This is a genomic window from Pleomorphomonas diazotrophica (assembly GCF_002844595.1).
GTDB lineage: Bacteria > Pseudomonadota > Alphaproteobacteria > Rhizobiales > Pleomorphomonadaceae > Pleomorphomonas > Pleomorphomonas diazotrophica.
The window spans coordinates 1-23,344 of the sequence record NZ_PJNW01000012.1; the positions used below are offsets into that span (position 1 = coordinate 1).

The window sequence follows — 23,344 nt, forward strand, 5'->3', positions numbered from 1 at the left end:
CACAACAGAGTTGATGACAGCTTGATAGTGACGTCGGAACGTCGCGCGAGGCGCTACCCTTTTGTTCCCTATATATAAATCTGTCATCCTTGCGAAAGCGAGGACCTCAGGCAGAACGGGGCGCGACGCCGATATAGATCTCCAAAACAAAACATCCCCGGCAGCGTACGCCACCGGGGATCGATGGGCCTACCAATCACATCCACCGCATCCACCGCCGCAGCCAAGTAATTCCTCCCCGCCATTATCAGCTTTGAAATCGCCGCGGATCGTGGGAGGCTGCTCCTCCCCCGGCCGCCGATTTCGCGCGGGCGCGGACATCACCCCGAGGCAATTGCCAGCGTTGATTCGCCGGCATCGTGCCCTCGGGGGCCATAATATTAGCCGGGTTGCTGCCGCTCATCCTTGTGGGCAGCCGCACCGGCGCAAACAGTTGAGGAAAGACCTATGCAGGCTTCGCCGTTTCGCTTCTCGGGACTTTCGGTCGCTCTCTTCGCCCTCGTTGCCTTTCCGGCGCTCGCCGAACCGCTGACCATCGACGGCAGCGGCGTCAGCCGCGACGTTCACTGCGCCGGCGACGCCGTCGAGATCCACGGCGAGGGCAACACCATCAAGCTCACCGGCACCTGCGCCTCGGTCACGGTGAGTGGCATCGAGCAGACGGTCGACATCCAGCAAGCCGGCAAGCTCGACATTTCTGGCTCCGGCCACAAGGTCACCGCCGCCGCCTCCGGCCTGATCCTCTATGGCGACAAGTCCACCGTCACGGCGACCATCGGCGGCGAGGCGGACGCGGTCGTGGATATTTCCGGCGGCGACCACGTGGTTGACCTCGCGCTGCAACAGGCAACCCGGCTCGACGTGCAGGGCGTCAGCCAACAGGTCACCTGGGCCCCCGTCGCCAACACCCCCGAACCCAGGATCTCCATCAGCGGCGCCGACAACAAGGTGGAGCGGAAGAAGTGAGGGGAGCCTGATATCGGCCGCAGCGCTCTACCTTCTTGAGGTCCTCGCTTTCGCAAGGATGACAGCATGATAGTGACGTCGGAACGTCGCGCGAGGCGCTACCCTTTTGTTCCCTATATATAAATCTGTCATCCTTGCGAAAGCGAGGACCTCAGGCAGAACGGGGCACAACGCCGATATAGAGCCCCTCAAAGCAAAACATCCCCGGCGACGCACGGCCACCGAGGATGCTTTTTTCCTGCTCTATGCGGTCAGCTGATGGCTTCCACGGCCGCCTTCTGAATCGCCAATCCCGCCTCATACTGCTTCAGCCAGGCGCCGTAGCCCTTCACGTCCTCAGCATCGGGCTTGGCCACATCCAGCTTCGCCCCCGCGAACACCCGCTCGCCCAAGTAGTCGCCGAGAACCTTGCCCTTGCCGCTCCGGAGATACTCGGCCAGCACGGCGATGCCCCAGGCGCCGCCTTCGCTCGCCGTATCGCCCACCGTCACCGGCGCGCCGATGGCCGCCGCCAGCAACCGCTGCGCCACGCCGGCCGTCTTGAACATGCCGCCATGGGCGAACATCGAGTCGAGCTTCACGCCCTCGCCATGCAGCACGTTCATGCCGAGGCTCAGCGTGCCGAAGGCGGCGTAGAGCTGGGTGCGCATGAAGTTGCCGAGGGTGAGGCGGCTGCCGGGGGTGCGCACCACCAGCGGACGGCCCTCGCTGAGGCCGGTGATCGGCTCGCCGGCGAGATAGTTGTAGGCGAGGAGCCCGCCGCCATCCGCCTCGCCCTTCAGCGCGGCCTCGAACAGCGCGCCGAACACGGCGTTGCCGTCCGACTTGCCGCCGATCGCCTTGGCGAATTCGGTGAACACGCCGGCCCAGGTGCCGAGCTCGCTGGCGCCGTTGTTGCAGTGAACCATGGCGACGAGATCGCCGCCCGGCGTCGTCACGATGTCGAGTTCCTCATGCACCGTGGTCAGCGGCTTTTCCAGCACCACCATGGCGAAGATCGAGGTTCCCGCGCTGATGTTGCCGGTGCGCGGCGCCACGGCGTTGGTCGCCACCATGCCGGTGCCGGCGTCGCCTTCCGGCGGGCAGACCGGGATGCCGACAGTGAGCTTGCCGGTGGGGTCGAGCAGCTTGGCGCCCTCGGCGGTGAGCGAACCGGCGTCCTCACCGGCGACGAGCACCTTCGGGAACAGCTTGGGCGCATCGAGGGCGGGCTTGTGCGCCTTCACCATCTCGCCGAAGCGCTTCATCATCGGCGCGTCATAGTCGTGGGTGGCGGCGTCGATCGGGAACATGCCCGAGGCATCGCCCACGCCGATCACCTTCTGGCCGGTGAGGCGCCAGTGCACGAAGCCGGCGAGCGTGGTGATGAAGGCGACGTTGCCCACATGCGGCTCATTGTCGATCACCGCCTGATAGAGATGGCTGGCCGACCAGCGAAGCGGGAAGTTGAAGCCCAGCGTCTTGGTCAGCTCGGCGGCGGCGCGCTCGGTGTTGGTGTTGCGCCAGGTGCGGAACGGCACCAGGAGCTTGCCGGCGGCGTCGAAGGCAAGATAGCCGTGCATCATCGCCGAGAAGCCGAGAGCGCCGACCTTGGTCAGCTCGACGCCATGGCGCTTCTTCACGTCGGCGGCGAGCGCCGCGAACGACGCCTGCAGCCCGGCCCAGATCGCCTCTTCCGAATAGGTCCACAGGCGGTCGACGAACTGGTTCTCCCAACCGTGCGTGCCGGTGGCCAGCACCTGGTGATCCGGCCCGATCAGGCAGGCCTTGATGTTGGTGGACCCGAGCTCAATGCCCAGCGATGTGCGTCCCTCGGCGATCGCCGCGGCCATGGCCTCACTCATCGGCTTTCAACTCCCTAATATGGCTCCCCGCTTCGCGCGGGCTGACCGGTATGATTGTCATCCTCACCATACCCCAGAGCGCCTGTCGATGAGTAGTGACAGGTACCGGCGAGGATATGGAGGATGCTGCAATTCGGGCTGTGCTGCCGCTGACTGCCCGTCACCCGGCGATGGCGGTGATGGCCGCCCAGTCGGTGGGCCGCCCGTCGAAGGCGCCGCCGCGCCAGCTTTCCGTCTCGATCCGCGCCCAGGCGCCGTTCGCGCGCCAGCACTCGGTCAGCTCGTCGGCCGAGAGGTAGTTGTAATAGCGGCCGAGGCCGTCCCGGCCCTCTTCCGTCCCCGTCTTGAAGCTCGCCCAGACGATGCCACCCTTCACCAGCGCCCGATGAATCCTGCCGACGATGGAGCCCAACTCGCCCCTCGGCGCATGGGTGAGCGAGGCGCAGGCGTAGACGCCGTCATAGCGCCTGACGGCATCGAGCTCGCCGAACAGCATGGTCCTGACGGGCTGGCCGATCCGTGCCGAGGCGATCGCCGCCAGCTCGGCCGACCCGTCCGTCGCATCCAGCGAGAAGCCGGCATCCAGAATGGCCCGCGCATCCAAGCCGCCGCCCGTGCCGAGCTCGAGAATCCGGCCGCCCGGCTCGCAGCGGGCCAGAAAGCTCGCAAGCCTGGGGTTCACGTTGCCCTTGGCCGCGTAGCCCTCGGCATTGTCATCATAGAACTCGATCGTCACCGCGGCCTCCTGACGCCTTCTTGCACGGGGAACCGTTATCTCTAGACGAACCTGTTCACTTCCGCGCCATGTCGAAAGGGAAGAGAAATGGTTTCGTTTTCACCTAGCGCATTCGACGCCTTCCTCACCGAGGACGACGACACACCCGTCATCATGCTGAATCTCATCCGCTTCCAGCCCGATGGCGGCCGAGACAGATATCTTGAGTACCTCAAGATGGCCGAGCCGATCCTGGCCCGCTTCGGCGCAAAGATCCTGTTCGGCGGCGATGGCCTGCCGGTGCTGACGACAGGCGAGGCAAGGGCATGGGATGCCATGGCGCTGGTCCAGTATCCGCGCCGCGCCGCCTTCAAGGCCATGGTCGACGATCCGGACTACCAAGCCGCCTTCCAAGTCGGGCAGTCGGCCATCGCCGATATCGTGCTGCAACCTTTCAAGCGCTTCGCCAGCCTGACGTGACCGGCCTCGGATGGCTGCCGACCAGGGCGCGCCGCAGCCATCTTGTCCGAATGAACGCCCCTATCGCTCCACCGGCGTAACGCCATAGTTGGCATAGACCGCCCGCATCCGCTCCTCCTCGGTCCGGTCGGGGAACAGCCGGTAGCTCGGCGCCCAGATGCGCGAGACACGCTCGACCTTGATCGAGATGACATGGCGAATGGGATAATCCGCCCCGGCCATCTCAAGCAGATCGGCGCCCACCACCGCAAACGCCGCCTCCTCCGGCGCGATGATGCTGGCGGTGCCCACGATCTTGAACCCACGCTGCCGGAACACGTCGACGAAACTCACGCAGGCGCGCGGGTTGGCGCGGAGGTTCTTCACGCTCTGCGGCGAAGCGATATCGGCAACAACGATCCGATCCTCCCCATGCGCCGCAAAGATCTCCTTCGGCGACACGTTGGGCGTGCCATCGACGTCGACGGTGGCCAGCCAGCAAAGGACGGAGTTCGCGATGTCAGTTCTGATGGCTTCGTTGAGCATGGTGGGACCTCCCTTGGCAAGAGTAGCCACCACCCTACTTGGTCAATGCTGAAACGTTGAGCGATCACTCAAGAAGCTGCAAAGCGCAGTTCACTCCGTCCCTCCCTCCTCGACCTTTGGCCTCTCCTCGAACTTTGAGCCCTTGGCATAATCGCACATCGAGGAAACATAGAACGTTTTCCCATTCATCCCGATCTTGGTCAGGCCGAGCTCGAACTCGCCAAATGTTTCGTGGTCATAATAGACTGCCGCGTTCACGAATTCGCCCAGACGGCCACAGTCTCCAGGGCCCGCGCCGGTGTAGACCGGCACAGTTCGTTCGCTGTAGCTCCCCTTCAGAACCTTCTCAATCTCCACTTCGCCCCTCCCATACCGGAGCGGCTTGCCCCCCAGGTCCCCGGTCGGGTACTGGTCACCGAAAGTGACCGTCTTCATCCGGCCCTTGACCACCAGATCAGCACTGGAAAAGGCATTGTGCGGCCCCTCTCCGCAAGTGCAAGCATGAGCGTCCAACGCAGTCAGGCTGAGAAGCAACATCCCCGCAACGGGAGCCACAACCCGAAATGAACCCATCTGAATCTCCTTTGCACCGCCCCTCAGGTCTTGCGGCGAAACGGTCACGTAGAGAGCGCCTGCGCCTGGCCAACCACCATGCTTCACCAACTCGCCAGTTGCGATGCAACCCGATGAATTGCCTTGGATCGTGCGGTGAGGAAGGCCTCGTAATCATCATTCAAAGCGGCAGCAATTGCTTCATCGTCTATCAAACTCTTGCTCAGCCAAGAACGAGCTTGTTCCCCGTGTTTGTCCAGCAGTTCTCTCACGTAATCGGACGGAGGTCGATCACTAATATTCTTGTTGCTGACCGACGATAAGAAAATAATATTAGCCAGTGCGGACGAGTGGCTCGATGACACACCTTTCGATTTTAGGAACGCCTGCGGGAAGAAATGGTGAAATTCTTTTGAGTTCTGCCAAGAAAGGGCCACGCTGACATCGATCGCAATACCAGTAAGAATGTCTACAGGCATTTGATACGCTAAAATCAAAGCCAGAATCTTACTGTGGGCATTGTTAAGACGAAACGCTCGATTTGTCCAAAGATTGCTGTCTGTCTTTTGAACTTCTATATCGATTTCAGAGCTTTGGCCCTGCGTGAAAGCAACCACAGCTGCCAAATCCGAGCTCATTGTCCCCGAATTCCAACCGCTAAAATACCCTGAGATCCCCGTGCGCCAAAACCATTTCTCAATTGCGGCCCATTGAGCCGCATTCGGCGTTGGAATACGTCGCAATATCTCGGCGAGAACAACTATTTGATTCGTATAGGGAACGACCGCAGCAGATGGTGCCTTAATATGGGAGGACAAAAAATCCACTGACCGCCGAAAACTCTTGTCAGTAGCCTCCACCGCATCCTTTAGATCGCCAACGCTGGATTTCCGCAAATCATCAATGCTCTCAGCAGTGAAACCACCGCCGATCGCGGCCGAGACGTTTCGCAAGATAGCTTTACGTTCGATTCCTTCAAAAGACTTATCCTCAAGCGCCTTTCTAATTGCGTCAATTGAGTCAACCAAATCAAAATCTGGACTCCAAGTCGCGGCCCGCATGAGATCAACTATAGTCAAACGGGTGCCAGTGCTATTGATCCGCTCAAAGATCGGGGCAACGTCGGCTAAAGTCATGTCGCTAAGAGTAACAGTAGCTACCCTGTAATCCTTGAATCGATCAAACAGTTCTCGCGCAATACCCGCGAGTTCTAGCTCACGGGCCGCTTCAAGCGCAGCGACTTGAAGAAAAAAGGCCGATGGATTCGGCAACTTGTTGAGTCGTACGATATGGATCGGGGGCTCATCAACAGTATCTAAATGGAGAAAAGACTTACTCCTCAAATTATAAGCCACATTCCAAGGGCTATTGGGATTCTCACCCCTCCAATATAACGCTCCACAAATAGAGGAAAGTCGCTGCTGCCCATCAAGCAGATAGTTCACAGGATAGTCCGGCTTTGGGGATGCGATATCAAGGTCCGCGATCCGACTCTCGCTCCTCAATTCTTGGCGACTTTGCCACAGCAGAATACTACCAATCGGGTAGTTAAGGGCTACAGAGTCTAGAAGATCCAGAATCTGCTGCTTCTCCCAAACGAATTCTCGTTGAAATTTTGGAAGAAAAATGTCTCCGTACAGTATTCGCCTCGCTAAATCATCTATGCGGTCGACAGACGGTTGCGGGTCCTTGATCGACTTAGGAGGCATCGCCGGAGTAATCGTATTCATGTTTCAGCCCAAAGGTTACTCATGCTCATAATTGGCTTCTAGCCGTGAGAGTCTATACACGCAGGTTATGTCCAAGCCGGAAGAGAAAACCTGGATAAACGTAGCCGCTCATTGTCGCCAGATCACGACAAGAGCTTCGCATTGAAGCCCCTACTTCAAAACGACTCGTCACAGCCACTGGTGGAAATTCTGCTATCCAATGGCCCGCCCGCGACCACCTCCAGCGACTCAAAACGCCAACGATGGGACTATGATCCTGAGACGGCACATCCGCAACCGGAGGCTTGTGGTTGTCAACCGACACGCGCAAGCCCTCCCCTCCCTTGCCTCCCCCTCGCCCTTGATGTACGCTCCTCACAACTCGCTTGAATCCCCTCAATTCTGTTAAAATCTTCACTGAGATATGCACCTTTTTGTTACCGGTAGCGTACCTCAAAACATTCAAGCGAAAGCGGAGGAGAGAAGTTGATGGCCAAGCAGATGACGTTCGGCGTGATCGTCGGAAACCGTGGATTCTTCCCCAGCCACCTGGCCGCCAGCGGCCGGCTGGAGATGATCGCCGCCCTTGAGAAGCAAGGCTATAAGGCGATCGTCGTATCGCCGGAGGAGACCGCCTACGGCGCGGTGGAAACCTACAAGGAAGCGGAGATCTGCGCCGCGCTGTTCAAGAAGCACGCCGATGAGATCGACGGCATCATCGTCACCCTGCCGAACTTCGGCGAGGAGCGCGGCCTTGCCGACGCGCTGCGCCTTGCCAACCTCAACGTGCCCGTGCTGATCCAGGCGACGCCCGACGAGCCGGGCAAGATGGCCATCACCCACCGCCGCGACAGCTTCTGCGGCAAGATGTCGATCTGCAACAACCTGCAGCAATATGGCATCAAGTATTCGCTGACGACGCTGCACACCGAGGCGCCGGATTCGCCCGAGTTCGAGGCCGACCTCAAGTGGTTCGCCGGCGTCTGCCGCGTGGTGCGCGGCTTCCGCAACCTGCGCGTCGGCGCCGTCGGCGCCCGCCCGGCCGCCTTCAACACCGTGCGCTACTCGGAAAAGATGCTCGAGCGGTCGGGCATCACCGTCGACACGCTCGACCTGTCGGAAGTGCTGGGCCGCATCGGCCGCCTGTCGGACACCGACGCCGCCGTCGAGAGGAAGATCGAGGAGATCAAGGCCTACGTGCCCACCGGCCACACGCCCAGGGAAGCCCTCGTCAAGATGGCCAAGCTCGGCGCCGTGCTGGACAACTGGGTGGAGACCAACCGCCTCACCATCACCTCGGTGCAGTGCTGGACCAGCCTTGAAGAGTTCTTCGGCATCGTGCCCTGCACCGTCATGAGCATGATGAGCCAGAAGCTGCTGCCGTCGGCCTGCGAGGTCGACACGCTGGGCTCGCTCTCCATGTACGCGCTGGCGCTCGCCAGCGAGACGCCGTCGGCGCTCCTCGACTGGAACAACAACTACGGCGGCAACCCCAACAAGGCCGTCTGCTTCCACTGCTCGAACCTGCCCAAGCACTTCTTCAACGAAGGCGTGAAGATGGACTACCAGCAGATCATCGCCGGCACGGTGGGCGCCGAGAACACCTATGGCACGCTGGACGGCAAGGTGAAGGCCGGCGCCATGACCTTCCTGCGCCTCTCCACCGACGACCTGACGGGCCGCATCAAGGGCTACACCGGCGAAGGCTCGTTCACCAATGACGAGCTCAACACCTTCGGCGGCGCCGGCGTGGTCGAGATCCCCAACCTGCAGAAGCTCCTGCGCTACATCTGCGAGAACGGCTTCGAGCATCACGTGGCCGCCAACTTCTCCAACTCCGGCCGTTCGGTTCAGGAAGCGGCGTCCAAGTATCTCGGCTGGGACATCCACTGGCACGAGTGAGACTGACTGGAAACTCTACTGGGGCGGACATCTGGCTTAGTCTTCTGCGCTTCCGGTGCTCACGGACAGAACGTCCGCTGCGCTCCGGTTCTCGAAGCCGTCGCCACCTGCCTCGCCCCAGCGAGTTTCGAGCCAGCCTCTGCGCCTCGCATAACCAACGCGTTTCCGGTGCCTCATCGGAAACGCCCACCCGTGGATTGGCTTCATCCGCTGCGCTGCGTGGTTGACAGCGGGTGGATTAAAAGTGGAATTTGATTTTCAGGTTTTTGCGTTTGCTCACTGAGAGGGCCTGATGCGTCCCACCATTTACGATGTCGCGCGTGCCGCAGGCGTCGGCCTTGCAACGGTGGACCGCGTGCTCAACGACCGCCCCGGCGTGCGCGCCGCCACGGCCGAGCGGGTGAAGGCCGCCGTCGACAGGCTGGGCTTCGTGCGCGATGCCTCGGCCGCCGCCCTGGCTCGCAAGCGGGTGGACACCCTCGCCTTCCTGATCCCCGACGGCCCCAGCGACTTCATGCACCGCCTGGAAGCCGAGGCGCGCGAGGCGGGCCGGCGGCTGGCCGGCCGGCGCGTCAACTTGGACATCCGCCCCGTCCCGCCCTTCGATGGCGACGCGCTGGCCGCGGCGCTCCGCGCGCTCGACCTTGAAACGGTGGCCGGCGTGGCGCTGGTCGCCACCGAGGGCGCGGCGGTGAAGGCCGAGCTTGCCCGCCTCGGCGCGGCCGGCATCCCCGTGGTCACCCTCGTTTCCGACGCGCCCACCTACCCGCGCCACCGCTATGTCGGCATCGACAATGTGGCGGCCGGCCGCACCGCCGGCAGCCTGCTCGGCCAGTTCCTGGGCGGCAAGGCCGGCAAGATCGTGGTGGTCGCCGGCTCCATGCTGGTGCGCGACCATGTGGAGCGCCGCATGGGCTTCGATCAGGTGATCCTCAGCCAGTTCCCCGGCCTTCAGGCCTCCGTCACGCTGGAGGGCCGCGACGAGCGCGAGGCGACGCGCGAGGCGCTCCGCGCCTGCCTCGCGCGCGAGGGCGACATCGTCGGCCTCTACAACATCGGCGCCGGCCACGAGGGCATCGTCGACGTGCTCGAAGCCCTGCCGGCCGAGCGGCGCCCGGTGGTGGTGGCGCACGAGCTCAACGACGTGACGCGCGCCGCCCTGCAAGGCGGCCTCATCCACGCCGTCATCAACCAGGACGCCGGCCACGAAATCCGCAGCGCCATCCGCGTGCTGCGCTCGCTGATCGACGGCACGCCGCTCAGCGAGGGGCAGGAGACGATCCGCATCGAGATCTACCTGCGCGACAACCTGCCCTGAGCGATTATACCGCTTCCGTCGGGTTTCGACCTTCCGGGCGGAACCCGACGGACGCGGACGCGCCCGACCGGGCGCCGGCCGGTCAGGCCGAAACCCGCTTGAGCTGGATGAGTCCAGATCAAGCGGAACGAGTATTAGGTATTCGCACGGACACGAGAACCGGACTGTTCAGAGCGAGCGAAGCGGTGCGCAGCGAGCCGAACCCGTCGCATTCCGCGCGCGAACCACAAGTTGAACCACGTCAAACCCGCGACTTTCAGGACATTACTGACACTTCGTCATGTTAACGAAGCGAGCCGAAGCGATTGGCAAGCATTTCAGGAAATATCTCCCAATATGACTGCGCTCGATAACTGAAATGGCGGGATGGAGACACCAGATGACGTCGGTCTTGAGTTAAAAACATTTCCATTTCCGTTGAAATGCATGGCATCATCCCTCAACTCTTCGAGACACAAGTTTATCTACACCTCGTCAGTCCGCTTTAACAGAAATAGGGCGGAACAGTAATCATCGTTAACCACTTTCGTCCATCCTCTACTGGTTACAAGACAACCGCGACCCGAATTCGCTGGGGTGCGGCAGTTGGCACGGATCTCCTGAGGGCATCGCCCTCGGGTTCCAGGCGAGCTGCCCGCCCCAGTCGCGTTTTGGCGCGGTTTCACCGAAAGCCCAGGAAGGGTGCGCCCATGGACCGCATAAAGATTGCCAGCAGGCTCTACGCCGGCTTCGCGCTCGTCACCTTGATGCTGATCGCCGTCAGCGTGGTGGGATACATCTACCTCACCGCCTCCGCCACCTACACCCGCGAGTCGGTGCGCGTCCTCTCCCAGACCATCGCCATGGAAAGCGCCCTCAAGCAGATCGCCATGGGCCGCGCCGGCTTCTACGAGGCGGTGGCCCAGCCGGCCCATCAGGTCGAGCTCTTCGGGCGGATGGACGAGGCCTTCTCGGCCGCCGAGGCGAAGCTCGACGGCGTCAGCCAGTCCACGCGCGACCCCGGCCGCAAGGCCAAGGCGGCCGAACTGGAGAACTCGCTGAAGTCCTACCACGCCGGCGTCATGACGCTGGCCGGTCAGATCAAGAGCGGCGACACCGCCGCGAGCGGATCCAACCTGCGCGCCGAGTTAGCCGCCACCTATGCCGTCATCGAGAAGCTGGGCGCGGAGATGTCGGACGCCTATGGCAAGCGCGGCGAGCAGATGGGCCAGGACAGCGCCGCCGGCGCCGAGCGGGGCGTCGCCATCGAGCTCTCGGTCAGCGTCGCCGCCGTGCTCGCGGCCCTCGCGGTCGCCATCGTCAGCGCCCTGTCGGTGACGCGGCCGCTCGCCGCCGCCATCGGCTCGGTTCTCGCCCTCGGCCGAGGCGAGAAGCAGACGCCGGTCGCCATCGCCACGCGGCGCGACGAGTTCGGCGTGCTGGGCGGCGCTCTTGAGCAATGGCGGCATAGCCTCATCAACGAGGATCAGGCGCGTGCCGAGCAGCAGGCGCGAGAGGTGGCCGAGCGCGACCACATGACCCGCCGCCAGAAACTCGCCGATCAATTCGTTTCGGAGATGCAGGAGCTCGCCGCCAACTTCGCCCAGTCGTCGGAAGAGATCGCCGACAGCGCCCGCAGCCTGTCGGCCACCGCCGAGGAAACCGCCCGCCAGGCCCAGGCGGTGGCGGCGGCGGCCGAGCAGGCGGCCAGCAACGTGCAGACGGTCGCCGCCTCTTCCGAGGAGATGGCCGCCTCGGTCCACGAGATCAGCCAGCGCGTCGATCATTCCGCCGAGGTGGCCGAGCTGGCCTTCGGCGAGGCCCAGGCCTCCAATGAGCGCATCTCCACCCTCGCCGCCTCGGCGGCGGCCATCGGCGACGTGGTCAACATCATCCGCGGCATCGCCGAGCAGACCAACCTCCTGGCCCTCAACGCCACCATCGAGGCGGCGCGGGCCGGCGAGGCGGGCAAGGGCTTTGCCGTCGTGGCGGCGGAGGTGAAGCAGCTCGCCGACCAGACGTCAAAGGCCACCGGCGACATCGAGGCCAAGGTGGCGGAAATCCAGGAGTCGACCGGCAACACCGTCCACTCCATCACCTCGATCGTCAAGACGATCACCAACATCAAGGAGGTGGCCTCGGCCATCGCCGGCGCGGTGGAGGAACAGGGCGCGGCCACCTCGGAGATCGCCACCAACTGCCAGCAGGCCGCCACCGGCACCACCCAGGTCACCCAGAACATCACCGGCGTCGGCCAGGCGGCCGAGATGACCGGCGCCGCCTCGACGCAGCTGATGAACCTTTCCACCGGCCTGTCGTCCAAGGCCAAGGGCCTGCAGTCGGTGGTGGAGACCTTCGTCGCCCGCTTCGCGGCGGCGTGACCCAGCCGCTCCCTCGGGTCCGCCCCGGGGGAGCCCGCCCGCGATCCTTCAGGCGCTGCGCGATGTCGGGCGCCGGCCGAGCGGCAGGCGCGAGATCACCTCGGCCACCGATTGCTCCACCCCCTGCCGGGCACTGTCGATGACGATGTGGCCCCGCCCCCAGGGGTCATATGGACGGGCGATCACCTCGTCCCAGGAGGGCTTGACGAGGCCGGGCACGTCGGTGGGCCGGGTTTCGACGCGGCGGCGATGCTCGGCCGGGTCGGAGCAGATCACCTCCACCTCCACCGCCGGGACGCCCACCCGGCCGGCCACCTGAAGCCAGGCATCGCGCGTCACGTTCAGGCTGTTGACGCTGTCGGCGACCACCGTCTGCCCCAGCATCAGGTTGTCCTCGGCAAGGCCGTAGGCCACCATGTAGCCGGCCGGGCCGACCTCGGATGTCAGCACCTTGGCGGCGCGAATGGCCTGCTCGATGGTGTCGACGCGCAGGTGAACGGCCTTGAGTTCCGCCGCCAGCGCCCGCGCCAGCGTAGTCTTTCCCGCACCCGGCAGTCCCCCGAGGATGATCAGCATGCAGGCCTCCCCTCTGTTCGCGTGCCCCAGAGCACCCGCCGATCCGGTTTCTCAGCCTGATCGGGAAGCGGCTGCTCAGGCAAATGAACCCCTGACCCTTTGCCGACCGGATGTCTCAATCTGGTCGGCGGAGGCTGGGGGAAAGACGAACATAGGCGCCTTCCATCTTGGCAGGTTGATGTCGTCCCACGCCCAACCCACCGCCGCCCTCTTGGTTCCGGGGTAAGGGAGCTGAATTTCTGGGCGGGAGGGATCGCGCCAAGGATGGGAGCATGTGAGGCGCCCTATAGCCGCCCCTCAGGGCCTTCTGCCTGAGGTCCACCTTGAACGCGCGCGCGAATTCAAGCGGCCTTCGCCAGGAAGACAGCTTGATAGTGAGCAATTCCAACCTAACAGCTTGTTCCTTATATATAATTCTCCTGTCATCCTGGCGAAGGCCAGGACCTCGGCACGAAAGAGGCGATCGGCCCATATAGGGCTCCCTCAATACCCCACCCCCGTGAGCCGCTCCGACACCTCCCAGAGGCGCGCCGCCACCGCCGCGTCACCCGCCCGCGCCGGTACCACCGCCTCGGTGGGATGGCCGCGCGTTTCGCTCAGCCGGTCGGGGCCGTAATAGCCACCGCCCCGCGCATCTGGCGATGTCGCGGCATAGAGCGTCGGCAGGGCGCCCTGCGCCACCGGCTGGAACAGGAACCACAGGAGCGAGCGCGCAAGGCCCGCGCCGCTCCAGCGTCCGGCCCCGTTGTGCAACAGGTCGGTGCGCGACACGCCGGGGTGGGCGGCGATGCCGGAGACGCCCCAGCCGGCCGCCGCGCTGCGGCGCTGAAGCTCCAGCGCGAACATCAGGCAGGCGAGCTTGGACTGGCTGTAGGCCGTCATCGGCCGGTAGTTCGCCTCGGCGTTGAGGTCGGTAAAATCGATCCGGCCGGCGCGGGCGGCGACGCTCGACAGCGTCACCACCCGGGCGTCCCGCCCCTCACGTAGCAGCGGCATGAGATGGCCGGTCAGCGCGAAGTGGCCGAGGTGGTTGGTGCCGAGTTGCAGCTCGAAGCCGTCGGCCGTCACCTGCCGCCGGGGCGGCGTCATCACGCCGGCATTGTTGATCAGAAGGTCGAGGCTGTCGCGCTCGCCCTTCAGCCGCGCCGCGAAATCGGCGACCGAGGCGAGGCTGGCGAGATCGAGCGGCTCGAAGCGCACCCGGGCGTCGGGCGCCTCGGCCCGGATGGCGGCGACGGCCGCCGCGCCCTTCTCGGGGTTGCGGCCGGCGACGATCACCTCGCCGCCCGCCCGCGCCAGGGCGAGCGCCGTCTCATAGCCGAGGCCGCCGGTGCCGGTGACCACGGCCGAGCGGCCCGATTGCGAGGGAATGTCGGCTGCCGTCCACTTGACCATGATCTCACCTTTGCAAGAAACTGCACTCGGTGTAGAATATTATCGCACTCAGTGTAATTTTCAAGGGGCGTGGCAATGGCGGACAGCGGATCGGCGCAAGGCGAAGGTCTCAGGCAGCGCAAGCGCCGCGAGACCCTGGAGCGCATCCGCGATCGCGGCATCCGCCTGTTCATCGAGAAGGGCTACGCGGCAACGACGCTTGAGGAGATCGCCGCGGCGGCCGGCATCTCGCGGCGCACCTTCTTCTATTATTTCAAGTCCAAGGACGAGATCCTGCTGTCGTTGCAGGCCGATGTCGGCGCCCTGCTCGCCGACGCGCTGCGCCGGGTTCCGGCCGACAGGCGCCCGCTCGACGCCATCCGCGACGCCGCCGTCAGCGTTTGCGCCAGCATTCCCGAGGGCGACATGATCGCCCTGGACAGGCTGATGCGCGAGAGCGAGGCGGTGCAGGCCCGCAAGCAGGCAAGCTATGTCGAGCAGGAGAAGGCGCTGTTCGCCGCCCTCAGCGAGCGCTGGCCCGACCCGGCCCGCCAGACAGGCCTGCGCCTCGTCGCCATGCTGGCGATCGGCGCCATGCGCCTCGCCTCCGAAACCTTCAACCGCGAAGGTGGCAAACGCCCGATGGCGGAGCTCCTCAACGAAGCCTTCGACGCGCTGGACGGGGAGATGTGAGGGAGCGGCTCTGGCATGTTTGAGGCATGCTTCGGTTTGACGCCCTATATAAGCCGCTTGGTGCCTCCTGCCTGAGGTCCACCTTGAATTCGCGCGCGAATTCAAGAGGCCTGCGCGGCGATGACAGATTTATATAGATAAAACAAATATATAGGTTGTCATCCTTGCGAAAGCGAGGACCTCAGGCAGAACGGGGCGAGCGGGATATATCGGGCGCCTATAATACCCCTTCGCCGCATCGAACCCTCTGCCCCCTCAATCCACCCTCACCCCTCCTCCGCCTCCAGCTTCGCCCTCAGCACATCCAGCACCCGGCGGGCCGCGGCGATGTCCTCGGCGGCCATCCCCTCCGCCAGCGCTTCGGCGCGGGGAACGTAGAGCCGCAGCGCCTCCTCGTAGGTCCGCCGGCCCTTGTCGGTGAGCACCACCAGATGCGCCCGCCGGTGGTGGGGGTTCGTCTCGAAGGCGACGATGCCGTCCTTCTCCAGCTCGTTGACGATGCGCTGCACGTTCTGCCGGTTGGCGCCGAGGTCGCGCGCCAGCCAGGCCACCGGCTGCGGCCGCTCGGCATAGACGATGGCGCCCAGGATCTGCCAGCGGGCGCTGGTCAGCCCCAGCGGCGCCACCATCCGGTCGCCCCAGGTCAGCGTCAGGTTGTTCACCCGGAACAGGGTCAGGATCAGGTCGGTCAAGGCATCCCGGGCCGGCGCGCGGCCGTCATCGCTCGTTGGCATCATCTACCCTTATTGACATCATGATGTCAAATATGCATCTTAGTGACGATACGACCTGGGCACCGCCGGCACAAGGCGGCGGGCGGGCATCCGGAGTTTCCGACCATGACAAGGATCGTCCACCCCGTGGCCGGCGCGCTGGCCATGCTGACCATTGCCGCCTTCTGGCTGTCGACCGCGCTGTCCGAGCTGTTCGGCACGGCCGACACCGTCGTCGCGGTGAAGACCGCCATCCCCTGGGGCTTCCTGCTGCTGATCCCGGCCATGGCGGCCACCGGCGGCTCCGGCTTGTCGCTGGCGCGCGGCCGCCGCGCCGGCCTCCTCGGCGTGAAGCTGAGGCGCATGCGGATCATCGCCGCCAATGGGGTGCTGATCCTGGTGCCCGCCGCGCTGTTCCTCGCCGCCAAGGCAGCCGACGGCGCCTTCGACACGGCCTTCTACGCCGTGCAGGCGATCGAACTCCTGGCCGGCGCCCTCAACCTCACCCTCTTCGCCCTCAACATGCGCGACGGCCTCCGCATGAGCGGCCGGTTGCGGCGAGCAAGGGGGTGAGGGGTTGTGGGAGCTCCATATCGGCCACTCGCCCCATCCTGCCTGAGGTCCCCGCCTGCGCGGGGATGACAGATTTATATAATGAAAACAAATATATAGATTGTCATCCTGGCGAAGGCCAGGACCTCAGGCAGGATAGGGCGAGCGGCACATATCAAGCGCCGAAAACGCCCCCTCTCCGCGCCACCCTCACGCCCCCGAGAACGTCACCTTCACCCCGCGCTGCCGGAAATAGGCCTGCATCAGCTTCCGGCCAGGGCGGTTGTTCTGCGCCAGCCGTGCCGGGTCGAACACGGCTTCCTTCACGCCCTCATGCGCCAGCGCCGCCTTGAGCGTGGCGATATGCAGGTCGAGATCGGCGTTGTCCGCCTGCAGGGATCCGTAAATCCGCTCGATGGCCTCGGCGACGGTCGGTTGGCTCAAGATGCGCTCCTGTAGCTTGTGTGGCGGTGTCCGCCTTTGCCCCGACCGTATCGTGAGGAAACGCCGTCCCGTCAATGGGGATGTCGACCCCAGGTCTTGCGGCGGCCCCGAAGGAGGAAACCGGCCGGCTTGCGCCGACCGGTTCCGACGGGATGGGCACGTGTGGTTCGGCTCTATCTCTCACCAAGACGCAGTTCCGGACGCAGAACCGGTTCCCACTTTTGCTGGAACTGCTTCAGAACTTCATGCCGACGCCGAAGCTGACCACATGCTGGGACAGCTCTTCCTCGATGGAGCCGAACTGCCGCTCGAAGAACTTGTTGTAGCGATACTCGGCGCGGCCGAAGATGGTGTCGGTGAACGCATAGTCGGCGCCGGCGCCGATCGTCACGCCATGGTAGTTCGCATGATAGGTGCCGACCGCGACGGTGGTGTCCATCTTGTCGACGACGCGCGTCACCGCATAGCCGCCCGTCGTGTAGAGCAGCAGGTTGTCGAAGGCATAGCCGACGCGGGCGCGAACGGACCCCGACCAATCGGTGCTGAACTCATCCGTGCCGAGATAGTTCATGGTCGAGACGTCGTAGGTGTCGAAGGTCCTGGCGTTGTTCGTCGTGTAGGTCACGTCGCCTTCGATGCCCAGCACGACGTTGTTGTTGAGCTGCTGCTGGTAACCGGCGAATGCGCCGAAGTTCGCCCCCTTGAAATCCTCGGTTCGCCCAAAGAACTTCTCGCCGTCGGCCTGCATCAGGTTGCCGCCGGCGGTGATGCCGAACTCCGGGCCGCTCCAGTCGATCGTCCGCATGGTTTCCGGCTGATCCGAGATGCTGGGCCGAAGCACTTCAAGATCGGCGGCCGACGCCGTGGAAGCCGTGAGAGCTGCGATAACCGTGGCGAGAACAAGACGCATGAATTTCCCCTTCCTGGGTAACCGGCGGGACCGCCGGCCTGCCCGCCGGTCATCGACCAGGCGCTCGTGCCGACGGATCCGATAACGAACCCCGTCAAGGAGTTAGTCACAAATTAAGGTTGACGCACGGTTAAGGCTGTATACGGAACCGGCACAGCCTTTCCGTTTTCTCTATCGGTATAAATACGAGCCCCCATGCCGAGCTGTGGGCGAGACGTGGTGCGCCATGCCCTGGCCTTCACGGGGCTCGGTATAGGCCACATAGGATCCGTTTCCCGCCTTTTGCCCCCCACGTTCCACGGCCGGTTCGTCGCGTTCCTGAGGGAGGATCGGCAAGGCCTAAGCCCCGGCCGGAATCCTTGCCTCCAACGCCGCATCGGATCGGTAGCCCTCGAACAGGCGGCCGCCATGGCGGGCCAGTTCCTGATCCGTGAGCGCCAGCAGCGCCGCCGCCCTGCCCTGCACGGCGTCCCCGAACGCCTCGGCCGCGATCTCCGCGAGCCTGGCGTCAAACCGTCGCAACAGGCGTGGCCCCCATTTTCCGTTGCCGGTCCACTGCCCGCGCCCGAGCAGTATCAGGTCGATCAGCCGGGGGTAGAGCTGCGCCGCGATGGCGGCAACCTCGTCGGCAGGCCGTTCGGCGCGGAGATCATCGGCAAGATCCGTCAGGATGTAGCGCATGGCATCAAGCGGCGCCCCGGCGAGCGGTCTCGGCCCCACGGCAAGGATCTGCCGCGCCCGTTGCTGCAGGGCGACGGCGTCGGCCGCCCCGTCGCCGACGATCACGCCGTTTGCCACCATGTCGATGATGACGGGGACGCCCCGCTCCGCGTCGCTCTTGAAGAAATAGGCGAGCGTCTCGGGATCTTGCACGAAGGCCTCGATGGGAAAGCCGTCGAGCACGAGGGACTCCCGCCACGCCCGCTCGAGCTTCGGATAGAGGACGACCAGGTCGATGTCGGAGAAGGCGTTGCCGTCGCCGCGCAGGATCGAGCCCGCCACGAACAGATGCGATGCTCCGATGAACCGTGTGGCAAGGCATGTCCGGGCCGCCGCCAGCGCGGCTTCGACGCGATCCTTCTGCATGCTGTCGTCCTCCATCGGGCGGGACGCGGCAGGCATAAAAAAACCCGCTCGCTTCCGGCGGGTTGATCGGTCTCGTCTGAAGCCACGTTACCTCATGACGCAACCAACCACCGCGCGGCGGTGGTCGAGGACGTCGAGAGGGAGAGCATGGTCGTCATGGGCAGAGGCTAGCGCGGGGGCGGGAATTGTCAACCGGTTCGAGTGGTGGAGAGGGGAGCCCTATATCAGCGGCGGGCCTCTTCCTGCCTGAGGTCCTCGCCTGCGCAAGGATGACAGCATGATGGGGGCGGGAGCCTTGCTTTCGAACCGGAGGTGCGCCGGAAATGCAAGGTAAGTTATTGGTTTGTATCAATTTCCTGTCATCCCCGCGAAGGCGGGGACCTCAGGACGAGTAAAGCAAGGCGCTAATATCACGCTCCTCCAACGACAGGGCCGAAGGCGAAATGCTATCCCGCCACGCCACCGCCGCCGGCCCTCTCGAACCGGCGGCGGATGGTGCTTGCAGGTGCCAGCGCCTCGGCGCGAGGCGAGCGCCCTGCCCTATCCCTGAGCTTTCACCTCAGGGAAGGTCAGCCCGCAGGCCCGGCGTATGGCGATCTGCACCGGCGAGGGCGGCAGCGCCGGATCGAACTCGCCCCTCGGCAGCAGCGGCGGCTGGGCCATGAAGCGCGGCTCCTTGCCACGATGAGGCTGCGCCGCGTGGACGATGAACGGATGGCACAGGTAGACGGTGCCCGCCGCGCCCGTTGCCAGCTCGACCTCGCAACCTTCCGTGGAGGCATAGCCGCCGGCGGACAGCTGCCGCAGCGACGCGCCCTTTTCGCCATGGGGCAGCAGCTCGCGCGCGATGGTCGCGTGCGATCCCCTGCGTATCCGGGTCGGCGCGTCCTGAGGGCCGACATCGGAGAACAGGAACAGCATCAGCAAGGCGCGGCCGCTGCTCTTCACGTTGGCGCGCCACTCCATGAAATCCGGGCTGTCGCCGAAGCTCATGTCCACGTGCCAGCCGTCATCGCCGGGGGCGTCCGGCGAGGGAAAGCGGATCGGGAAGGTGCCCAATCCCATGGGCGCCAGCCAGCGCCCCTCGCCGACAAGCTGGTCGTAGGCCTTCAAAAGCCGGGGCGTGTTGGCGGCTTCCACGAAGGGCGCCGAGGATTTCGACGCCACGCGAACGACGGGCCGGTCCCACGTCTCGGGCGCGTCCGGCGACAGGCCGATATCCGCCCACAGCTCGTCCCTGCACGCTTTGGCAAGCTCTGCGCTGAAGGCGTTGTCGATCCTGACGAAACCGTCGTCAATGAAGCTCTGGACCTGACCGGGGGTCAGGCCGACATGATTTGTTCCAGACATTGAACACACTCTTTCCTTCGGCCACCGTGTCAGTGGGGCCGTCTTGATCCGAATGGCGCAAGCGCGCCGGCACGACTGTCGGTCGGTCAGATCAGCGGGAAGAATGTGGACATGAACATCATGGGAACCACGTGTCGCAGAGGGCAGGTTCAAGGGCGCATCACGACGCGGGAGCGCCGCAAGACGTCATATGCGTAGCACACATCTGCCGTGAGAAAAAGATGGCCCGGCGCGATGGATCACGCCGGCCTCGGCGCGAGCAGCCCGATGGCGTTGGCGCCGGCCGCCGCATTTGGCACCTAGGTGGCGTTGCGCTAGCTTGCCCACCGCCTCGCCCGACCGGGCTCGATGGCCCGGAGCGCCAGCCGCGATGAACCGAGAAGACCTTGAAACCTATCTGCACCAGCAGATCCCGCTGTCCCAGGCCATGGGCATGTCGGTGCGCTCCGTCACCGAAACGTCCGTCACCCTCGCCGCCCCGCTCTCCCCCAACATCAATCCCAAGGGCACGGTGTTCGGCGGCAGCGCCTCGACCCTGTGCATCCTCGCGGCCTGGTCCACCCTTCACACCCGCCTCATCGACGCCGGCCTCCCCTCCGAGATCGTCATCCACACGAACACGATGGAGTATCAGCGGCCGATTCAGGGGGAGTTCGTGGCGACGGGGGCGGTGAGCGCCGAGGCGGATTGGCCGGGATTCATCCGGACACTGGAGAGCCGCAAGAAGGCGCGGATCGAGATCGAGGCGGAGTTGAGGTGTGGGGATGAGGCGGTGGGGAAGTTTCGAGGGCGGTTCGTGGCGTTTTTGAGGGAGGGAAGGTAGGGGGGACAGACTCAGGGCGCGTCAGGATGAACGCTTCGACAGGAGGAGCGTCCGAATGTGGAGAAGCCGAGCGCCAGCATCAGTTCCATGAACAGCCGAGCTGGTTGTCGCACGTTTTGAACAAGCGGTTCACGGCATCCCCGTTTGATTGCCATCGGCCAAGCGGGCATTATTGGCAAAGAGGCCCCATGAAGTTCCGCGCCCACTCACAACGATTTCCGAGCCGGGGTGTAGCTGCTCCATGAACTCGGGAGCAACGCCGCACAAGGTGCCGTAGTGTGGTGACAAGTAGCTGAGTTCAATTGCTCTTCCGCAGTACTTTACAGGGAAAGGCCATATTTTCTCGACGGTGAAAGTCATTTCAATGACTTCGCCGGACAACACGGCTGCCACCATCGGGACGGTGGTAATTGTAGAATAATAGCCGCAGACCGCGAGAAAAAGACAAAGAAGCAGAGCGGCTGCAAAGCCCTGACTGTCCTTGCCAACCTTTCTGATCCGTTCGATGTGCTTGAACATCAACAGACATGAGAGGCTGGTTGCCAGCCCAACCAGCAGTGCGATCACTCTTATCTGGGACGCGAAAGCCGGCGACGGGAGCCACTGGATGTGAACGACATTCAGAAAGGTGGGCAAAACCATCAGGACGCCGACGAGCAGGTAGTAGAGGCCAAGCCACTTGCAATAGGCGGGAAGCTTCGTTGCAGGACCTGTCACAGTCGTCATCGTCGCGCATCCACTCCTGCTGGCGGCGTTATTCAATCCCCTGCAATGCGTAGCACGCCTGCCGGGTGGTGCGCTACCAGAACGGGTGCCGAGCAACGGGAGACCTATATCGGCCAATCGCCTCTTCCGGCCTGAGGTCCTCGCCTTCGCGAGGATGACAGCGTGATGGAAGCGGGAGACAGCTTGATGGGACGGCGAGCCCGAGTGGAGAGCGCCGCACTGCCCAGTGAGCAGCACGCTATCCGCCTGTAGCAATATATAGATCTGTCATCCTTGCGAAAGCGAGGACCTCAGGCAGGAAGAGGCGCGGAGGGCAATATCGGGTGCCCTCGCAACAGCACTGAGGGCAAAAGGTCCCTCCAAACACCACCGCCGCCAACCTCTCTCGAGGCGGCGGCGGAGTTGCGGTCGTCGGCGATCGAAACGAGGGATTACCCCCCTCACCTCATCGCCACCTTCTCCGGCAGCGGCTGCACGGGAACCCCCGGCCAGATCTTCTGTAGATTCCCCGAGATGATCAGGTCGTTCTCGGTGATGCCCGATAGCACCGCGATTTGGTCGCCGTCGGTGCGGCCGACTTCGACCATGCGCTGCTCCACCGTGCTGTCCTTGCCGATGACGTAGACGAACTTGCCGAGCTGGCTGGAGCCGAGGGCCACCTGCGGGGCCATCAGCACGTCGGGCTCGCTGCCGACGCTGAGGCGCAGGTGGACGTATTGGCCGGGCAACAGATCGAAGGCGGCGTTGGCGATGGTGGCGCGGGCGGCCACCGTGCCGGTGGACTGGTCGAGCCGGTTGTCGATGAAGGTGAGCTTGCCGGCGTAGCTCTTGCCGCCCGCCACGCCCGGCAGGCTGATCTCGGCCGTCACCTCGCCCTTGCCGAGCGCGCCCTTGATGGCGGCGAGCTCCTTTTCGGAGGGGTTGAAGGTGACGTAGATCGGGTCGAGCTGCACCAGCGTGTTGAGCACCGTTTGCCCGGAGGTGACGAGCGTGCCCACCGACGCGGCGCTGCGGCCGACGCGGCCGGCAAACGGCGCGCGGATGGTCGAGCGCTCGATGTCGAGTTCGGCCGCCGCCACCGCCGCCTTGGCGATGGCGATGCCCGCCTCGGCCTGGCGCAGCGAGCTGGTTCGCTGGTCGAAGCTGTCTTTCGCGAGGAAGCCCTTCTGCGACAGCTCCTGCCCGCGGTCGAGGTTGGAGCGGAGATACTCCACCTGCGCCGTGTCGCGGGCGAGCTGCGCCTTGGCCTGATCGAGCGCCGTCTGGGCGTCGCGGTCGTCGATCCGGTAGAGCACGTCGCCCGCCTGCACGTCGGCGCCGTCGGCCACCACGCTCTCTTTCAGATAGCCGGTGACCTTGGCCTGCAAGGAGACCGACTGGATGGCCTCGGTGCGGGCGGGATAGTCGAGATAGACGGGCAGCGTGCGCTTCTCGGCCTTCTCCACCGGCACCGGCATGGCCTGTGGCGCCTGCGCCTGCGGCGCGGCGGTGGCCGCCGCCGGAGCGAGAAGCTTCTCGATCGGCAGGTGCTGCAACGCATAGCCCCGCACCGCCGGGTGGTAGAGGCTGGCGCCGCCGGCCACCACGGCGAGGACGAAGAGGGAGGTGAAAGGTCGTCTCGTCAGGAAAGACATGATGAAAACTCCATTCGGACCAATTCGCGAGGATGCTGACGCATCCGCTCATTGAAATCTTCGCCGATTTCTCATCTGCGTCAGGGGCATGA

22 protein-coding genes are annotated in these 23,344 nt (G+C 64.2%); 8 read left to right on the forward strand and 14 right to left on the reverse strand.

The window, feature by feature from the left end; translation table 11 throughout:
- Nucleotides 1-447: 447 nt before the first annotated feature.
- On the forward strand, nt 448-966 hold the full coding sequence (locus CXZ10_RS14875; protein ID WP_101290146.1) for a DUF3060 domain-containing protein: 519 nt from the start codon (nt 448-450) through the stop codon (nt 964-966).
- Nucleotides 967-1,217: 251 nt separating this feature from the next.
- Here the strand turns inward: CXZ10_RS14875 and CXZ10_RS14880 are convergent, their stop codons facing one another.
- Together CXZ10_RS14880 and CXZ10_RS14885 are read right to left on the reverse strand one after the other, a co-directional pair.
- Nucleotides 1,218-2,810, reverse strand: a complete 1,593-nt coding sequence (locus tag CXZ10_RS14880) for a xylulokinase (protein WP_101290147.1) — start codon at nt 2,808-2,810, stop codon at nt 1,218-1,220.
- A 160-nt stretch (nt 2,811-2,970) separates the two neighbouring features.
- Nucleotides 2,971-3,546 (reverse strand): class I SAM-dependent DNA methyltransferase, encoded by a 576-nt coding sequence (locus CXZ10_RS14885; RefSeq protein ID WP_101290148.1) that lies wholly within the window; start codon nt 3,544-3,546, stop codon nt 2,971-2,973.
- Between the two features lie 87 nt (nt 3,547-3,633).
- Here CXZ10_RS14885 and CXZ10_RS14890 point away from each other — a divergent pair, with 87 nt between their 5' ends.
- Nucleotides 3,634-4,005, forward strand: coding sequence for a DUF1330 domain-containing protein (locus CXZ10_RS14890; protein WP_101290149.1), 372 nt, complete (start codon nt 3,634-3,636; stop codon nt 4,003-4,005).
- 60 nt (nt 4,006-4,065) lie between these two features.
- On the opposite strand, the gene CXZ10_RS14895 is transcribed toward CXZ10_RS14890, so the two are convergent.
- The 3 genes from CXZ10_RS14895 to CXZ10_RS14905 all read right to left on the reverse strand — a co-directional run bounded on the left by CXZ10_RS14895 (nt 4,066) and on the right by CXZ10_RS14905 (nt 6,812).
- The gene (locus CXZ10_RS14895; protein ID WP_101290150.1) at nt 4,066-4,530 is read right to left on the reverse strand and encodes a pyridoxamine 5'-phosphate oxidase family protein; all 465 of its coding nucleotides are present in this window, start codon (nt 4,528-4,530) and stop codon (nt 4,066-4,068) included.
- Nucleotides 4,531-4,620: 90 nt separating this feature from the next.
- Nucleotides 4,621-4,965, reverse strand: a complete 345-nt coding sequence (locus tag CXZ10_RS14900) for a hypothetical protein (RefSeq protein WP_244617220.1) — start codon at nt 4,963-4,965, stop codon at nt 4,621-4,623.
- 221 nt (nt 4,966-5,186) lie between these two features.
- On the reverse strand, nt 5,187-6,812 hold the full coding sequence (locus CXZ10_RS14905; RefSeq protein ID WP_210199942.1) for a DUF262 domain-containing protein: 1,626 nt from the start codon (nt 6,810-6,812) through the stop codon (nt 5,187-5,189).
- A 468-nt stretch (nt 6,813-7,280) separates the two neighbouring features.
- On the opposite strand from CXZ10_RS14905, the gene CXZ10_RS14910 reads away from it, so the two are divergent.
- From CXZ10_RS14910 to CXZ10_RS14920, 3 genes are all read left to right on the forward strand, one after another.
- A complete protein-coding gene (locus CXZ10_RS14910) occupies nt 7,281-8,693 on the forward strand; it encodes an L-fucose/L-arabinose isomerase family protein (protein ID WP_101290152.1) in 1,413 nt (470 codons plus the stop codon).
- 292 nt (nt 8,694-8,985) lie between these two features.
- Nucleotides 8,986-10,011 carry a LacI family DNA-binding transcriptional regulator gene (locus CXZ10_RS14915; RefSeq protein WP_101290153.1) on the forward strand — a complete coding sequence of 342 codons (1,026 nt, stop codon included), beginning with the start codon at nt 8,986-8,988 and terminating at the stop codon, nt 10,009-10,011.
- A gap of 689 nt (nt 10,012-10,700) precedes the next feature.
- Nucleotides 10,701-12,371, forward strand: coding sequence for a methyl-accepting chemotaxis protein (locus CXZ10_RS14920; RefSeq protein WP_101290154.1), 1,671 nt, complete (start codon nt 10,701-10,703; stop codon nt 12,369-12,371).
- Nucleotides 12,372-12,419: 48 nt separating this feature from the next.
- Here the strand turns inward: CXZ10_RS14920 and CXZ10_RS14925 are convergent, their stop codons facing one another.
- The gene (locus tag CXZ10_RS14925; protein ID WP_101290155.1) at nt 12,420-12,947 is read right to left on the reverse strand and encodes a P-loop nucleotide/nucleoside kinase family protein; all 528 of its coding nucleotides are present in this window, start codon (nt 12,945-12,947) and stop codon (nt 12,420-12,422) included.
- 483 nt (nt 12,948-13,430) lie between these two features.
- Nucleotides 13,431-14,342: an SDR family oxidoreductase gene (locus CXZ10_RS14930; RefSeq protein ID WP_101290156.1), complete on the reverse strand. Its 912-nt coding sequence runs from the start codon at nt 14,340-14,342 to the stop codon at nt 13,431-13,433.
- 75 nt (nt 14,343-14,417) lie between these two features.
- Between CXZ10_RS14930 and CXZ10_RS14935 the strand changes: the two genes are divergently transcribed.
- A complete protein-coding gene (locus tag CXZ10_RS14935) occupies nt 14,418-15,014 on the forward strand; it encodes a TetR/AcrR family transcriptional regulator (RefSeq protein ID WP_101290157.1) in 597 nt (198 codons plus the stop codon).
- A gap of 266 nt (nt 15,015-15,280) precedes the next feature.
- On the opposite strand, the gene CXZ10_RS14940 is transcribed toward CXZ10_RS14935, so the two are convergent.
- Nucleotides 15,281-15,748, reverse strand: a complete 468-nt coding sequence (locus CXZ10_RS14940; protein ID WP_101290247.1) for a MarR family winged helix-turn-helix transcriptional regulator — start codon at nt 15,746-15,748, stop codon at nt 15,281-15,283.
- A 105-nt stretch (nt 15,749-15,853) separates the two neighbouring features.
- Here CXZ10_RS14940 and CXZ10_RS14945 point away from each other — a divergent pair, with 105 nt between their 5' ends.
- The gene (locus CXZ10_RS14945) at nt 15,854-16,300 is read left to right on the forward strand and encodes a hypothetical protein (RefSeq protein WP_101290158.1); all 447 of its coding nucleotides are present in this window, start codon (nt 15,854-15,856) and stop codon (nt 16,298-16,300) included.
- Between the two features lie 189 nt (nt 16,301-16,489).
- Here the strand turns inward: CXZ10_RS14945 and CXZ10_RS14950 are convergent, their stop codons facing one another.
- From CXZ10_RS14950 to CXZ10_RS14965, 4 genes are all read right to left on the reverse strand, one after another.
- The gene (locus CXZ10_RS14950; protein WP_101290248.1) at nt 16,490-16,726 is read right to left on the reverse strand and encodes a hypothetical protein; all 237 of its coding nucleotides are present in this window, start codon (nt 16,724-16,726) and stop codon (nt 16,490-16,492) included.
- A gap of 232 nt (nt 16,727-16,958) precedes the next feature.
- Complete coding sequence (locus tag CXZ10_RS14955) at nt 16,959-17,633, reverse strand: outer membrane protein (RefSeq protein WP_101290159.1); 675 nt, start codon at nt 17,631-17,633, stop codon at nt 16,959-16,961.
- A 339-nt stretch (nt 17,634-17,972) separates the two neighbouring features.
- The gene (locus tag CXZ10_RS14960) at nt 17,973-18,719 is read right to left on the reverse strand and encodes a nucleotidyltransferase domain-containing protein (RefSeq protein ID WP_244617219.1); all 747 of its coding nucleotides are present in this window, start codon (nt 18,717-18,719) and stop codon (nt 17,973-17,975) included.
- A 540-nt stretch (nt 18,720-19,259) separates the two neighbouring features.
- The gene (locus CXZ10_RS14965; RefSeq protein WP_101290160.1) at nt 19,260-20,069 is read right to left on the reverse strand and encodes a phytanoyl-CoA dioxygenase family protein; all 810 of its coding nucleotides are present in this window, start codon (nt 20,067-20,069) and stop codon (nt 19,260-19,262) included.
- Nucleotides 20,070-20,439: 370 nt separating this feature from the next.
- On the opposite strand from CXZ10_RS14965, the gene CXZ10_RS14970 reads away from it, so the two are divergent.
- Nucleotides 20,440-20,892, forward strand: a complete 453-nt coding sequence (locus CXZ10_RS14970; protein WP_101290161.1) for a thioesterase domain-containing protein — start codon at nt 20,440-20,442, stop codon at nt 20,890-20,892.
- Between the two features lie 129 nt (nt 20,893-21,021).
- Here CXZ10_RS14970 and CXZ10_RS14975 read toward each other — a convergent pair whose 3' ends face one another.
- Nucleotides 21,022-21,618, reverse strand: coding sequence for a hypothetical protein (locus CXZ10_RS14975; protein ID WP_101290162.1), 597 nt, complete (start codon nt 21,616-21,618; stop codon nt 21,022-21,024).
- A 440-nt stretch (nt 21,619-22,058) separates the two neighbouring features.
- On the reverse strand, nt 22,059-23,252 hold the full coding sequence (locus CXZ10_RS14980) for an efflux RND transporter periplasmic adaptor subunit (protein WP_244617218.1): 1,194 nt from the start codon (nt 23,250-23,252) through the stop codon (nt 22,059-22,061).
- Nucleotides 23,253-23,344: the final 92 nt, after the last annotated feature.

Bases quoted from the DNA above. Each gene is read 5' to 3' on its own strand.
- CXZ10_RS14875 (WP_101290146.1), top strand. From the start codon at position 448: ATGCAGGCTTCGCCGTTTCGCTTCTCGGGACTTTCGGTCGCTCTCTTC.
- CXZ10_RS14880 (WP_101290147.1), bottom strand. From the start codon at position 2,810: ATGAGTGAGGCCATGGCCGCGGCGATCGCCGAGGGACGCACATCGCTG.
- CXZ10_RS14890 (WP_101290149.1), top strand. From the start codon at position 3,634: ATGGTTTCGTTTTCACCTAGCGCATTCGACGCCTTCCTCACCGAGGAC.
- CXZ10_RS14895 (WP_101290150.1), bottom strand. From the start codon at position 4,530: ATGCTCAACGAAGCCATCAGAACTGACATCGCGAACTCCGTCCTTTGC.
- CXZ10_RS14900 (WP_244617220.1), bottom strand. From the start codon at position 4,965: ATGAAGACGGTCACTTTCGGTGACCAGTACCCGACCGGGGACCTGGGG.
- CXZ10_RS14905 (WP_210199942.1), bottom strand. From the start codon at position 6,812: ATGAATACGATTACTCCGGCGATGCCTCCTAAGTCGATCAAGGACCCG.
- CXZ10_RS14910 (WP_101290152.1), top strand. From the start codon at position 7,281: ATGGCCAAGCAGATGACGTTCGGCGTGATCGTCGGAAACCGTGGATTC.
- CXZ10_RS14915 (WP_101290153.1), top strand. From the start codon at position 8,986: ATGCGTCCCACCATTTACGATGTCGCGCGTGCCGCAGGCGTCGGCCTT.
- CXZ10_RS14920 (WP_101290154.1), top strand. From the start codon at position 10,701: ATGGACCGCATAAAGATTGCCAGCAGGCTCTACGCCGGCTTCGCGCTC.
- CXZ10_RS14925 (WP_101290155.1), bottom strand. From the start codon at position 12,947: ATGCTGATCATCCTCGGGGGACTGCCGGGTGCGGGAAAGACTACGCTG.
- CXZ10_RS14930 (WP_101290156.1), bottom strand. From the start codon at position 14,342: ATGGTCAAGTGGACGGCAGCCGACATTCCCTCGCAATCGGGCCGCTCG.
- CXZ10_RS14935 (WP_101290157.1), top strand. From the start codon at position 14,418: ATGGCGGACAGCGGATCGGCGCAAGGCGAAGGTCTCAGGCAGCGCAAG.
- CXZ10_RS14940 (WP_101290247.1), bottom strand. From the start codon at position 15,748: ATGCCAACGAGCGATGACGGCCGCGCGCCGGCCCGGGATGCCTTGACC.
- CXZ10_RS14945 (WP_101290158.1), top strand. From the start codon at position 15,854: ATGACAAGGATCGTCCACCCCGTGGCCGGCGCGCTGGCCATGCTGACC.
- CXZ10_RS14955 (WP_101290159.1), bottom strand. From the start codon at position 17,633: ATGCGTCTTGTTCTCGCCACGGTTATCGCAGCTCTCACGGCTTCCACG.
- CXZ10_RS14960 (WP_244617219.1), bottom strand. From the start codon at position 18,719: ATGCAGAAGGATCGCGTCGAAGCCGCGCTGGCGGCGGCCCGGACATGC.
- CXZ10_RS14965 (WP_101290160.1), bottom strand. From the start codon at position 20,069: ATGTCTGGAACAAATCATGTCGGCCTGACCCCCGGTCAGGTCCAGAGC.
- CXZ10_RS14970 (WP_101290161.1), top strand. From the start codon at position 20,440: ATGAACCGAGAAGACCTTGAAACCTATCTGCACCAGCAGATCCCGCTG.
- CXZ10_RS14975 (WP_101290162.1), bottom strand. From the start codon at position 21,618: ATGACGACTGTGACAGGTCCTGCAACGAAGCTTCCCGCCTATTGCAAG.
- CXZ10_RS14980 (WP_244617218.1), bottom strand. From the start codon at position 23,252: ATGTCTTTCCTGACGAGACGACCTTTCACCTCCCTCTTCGTCCTCGCC.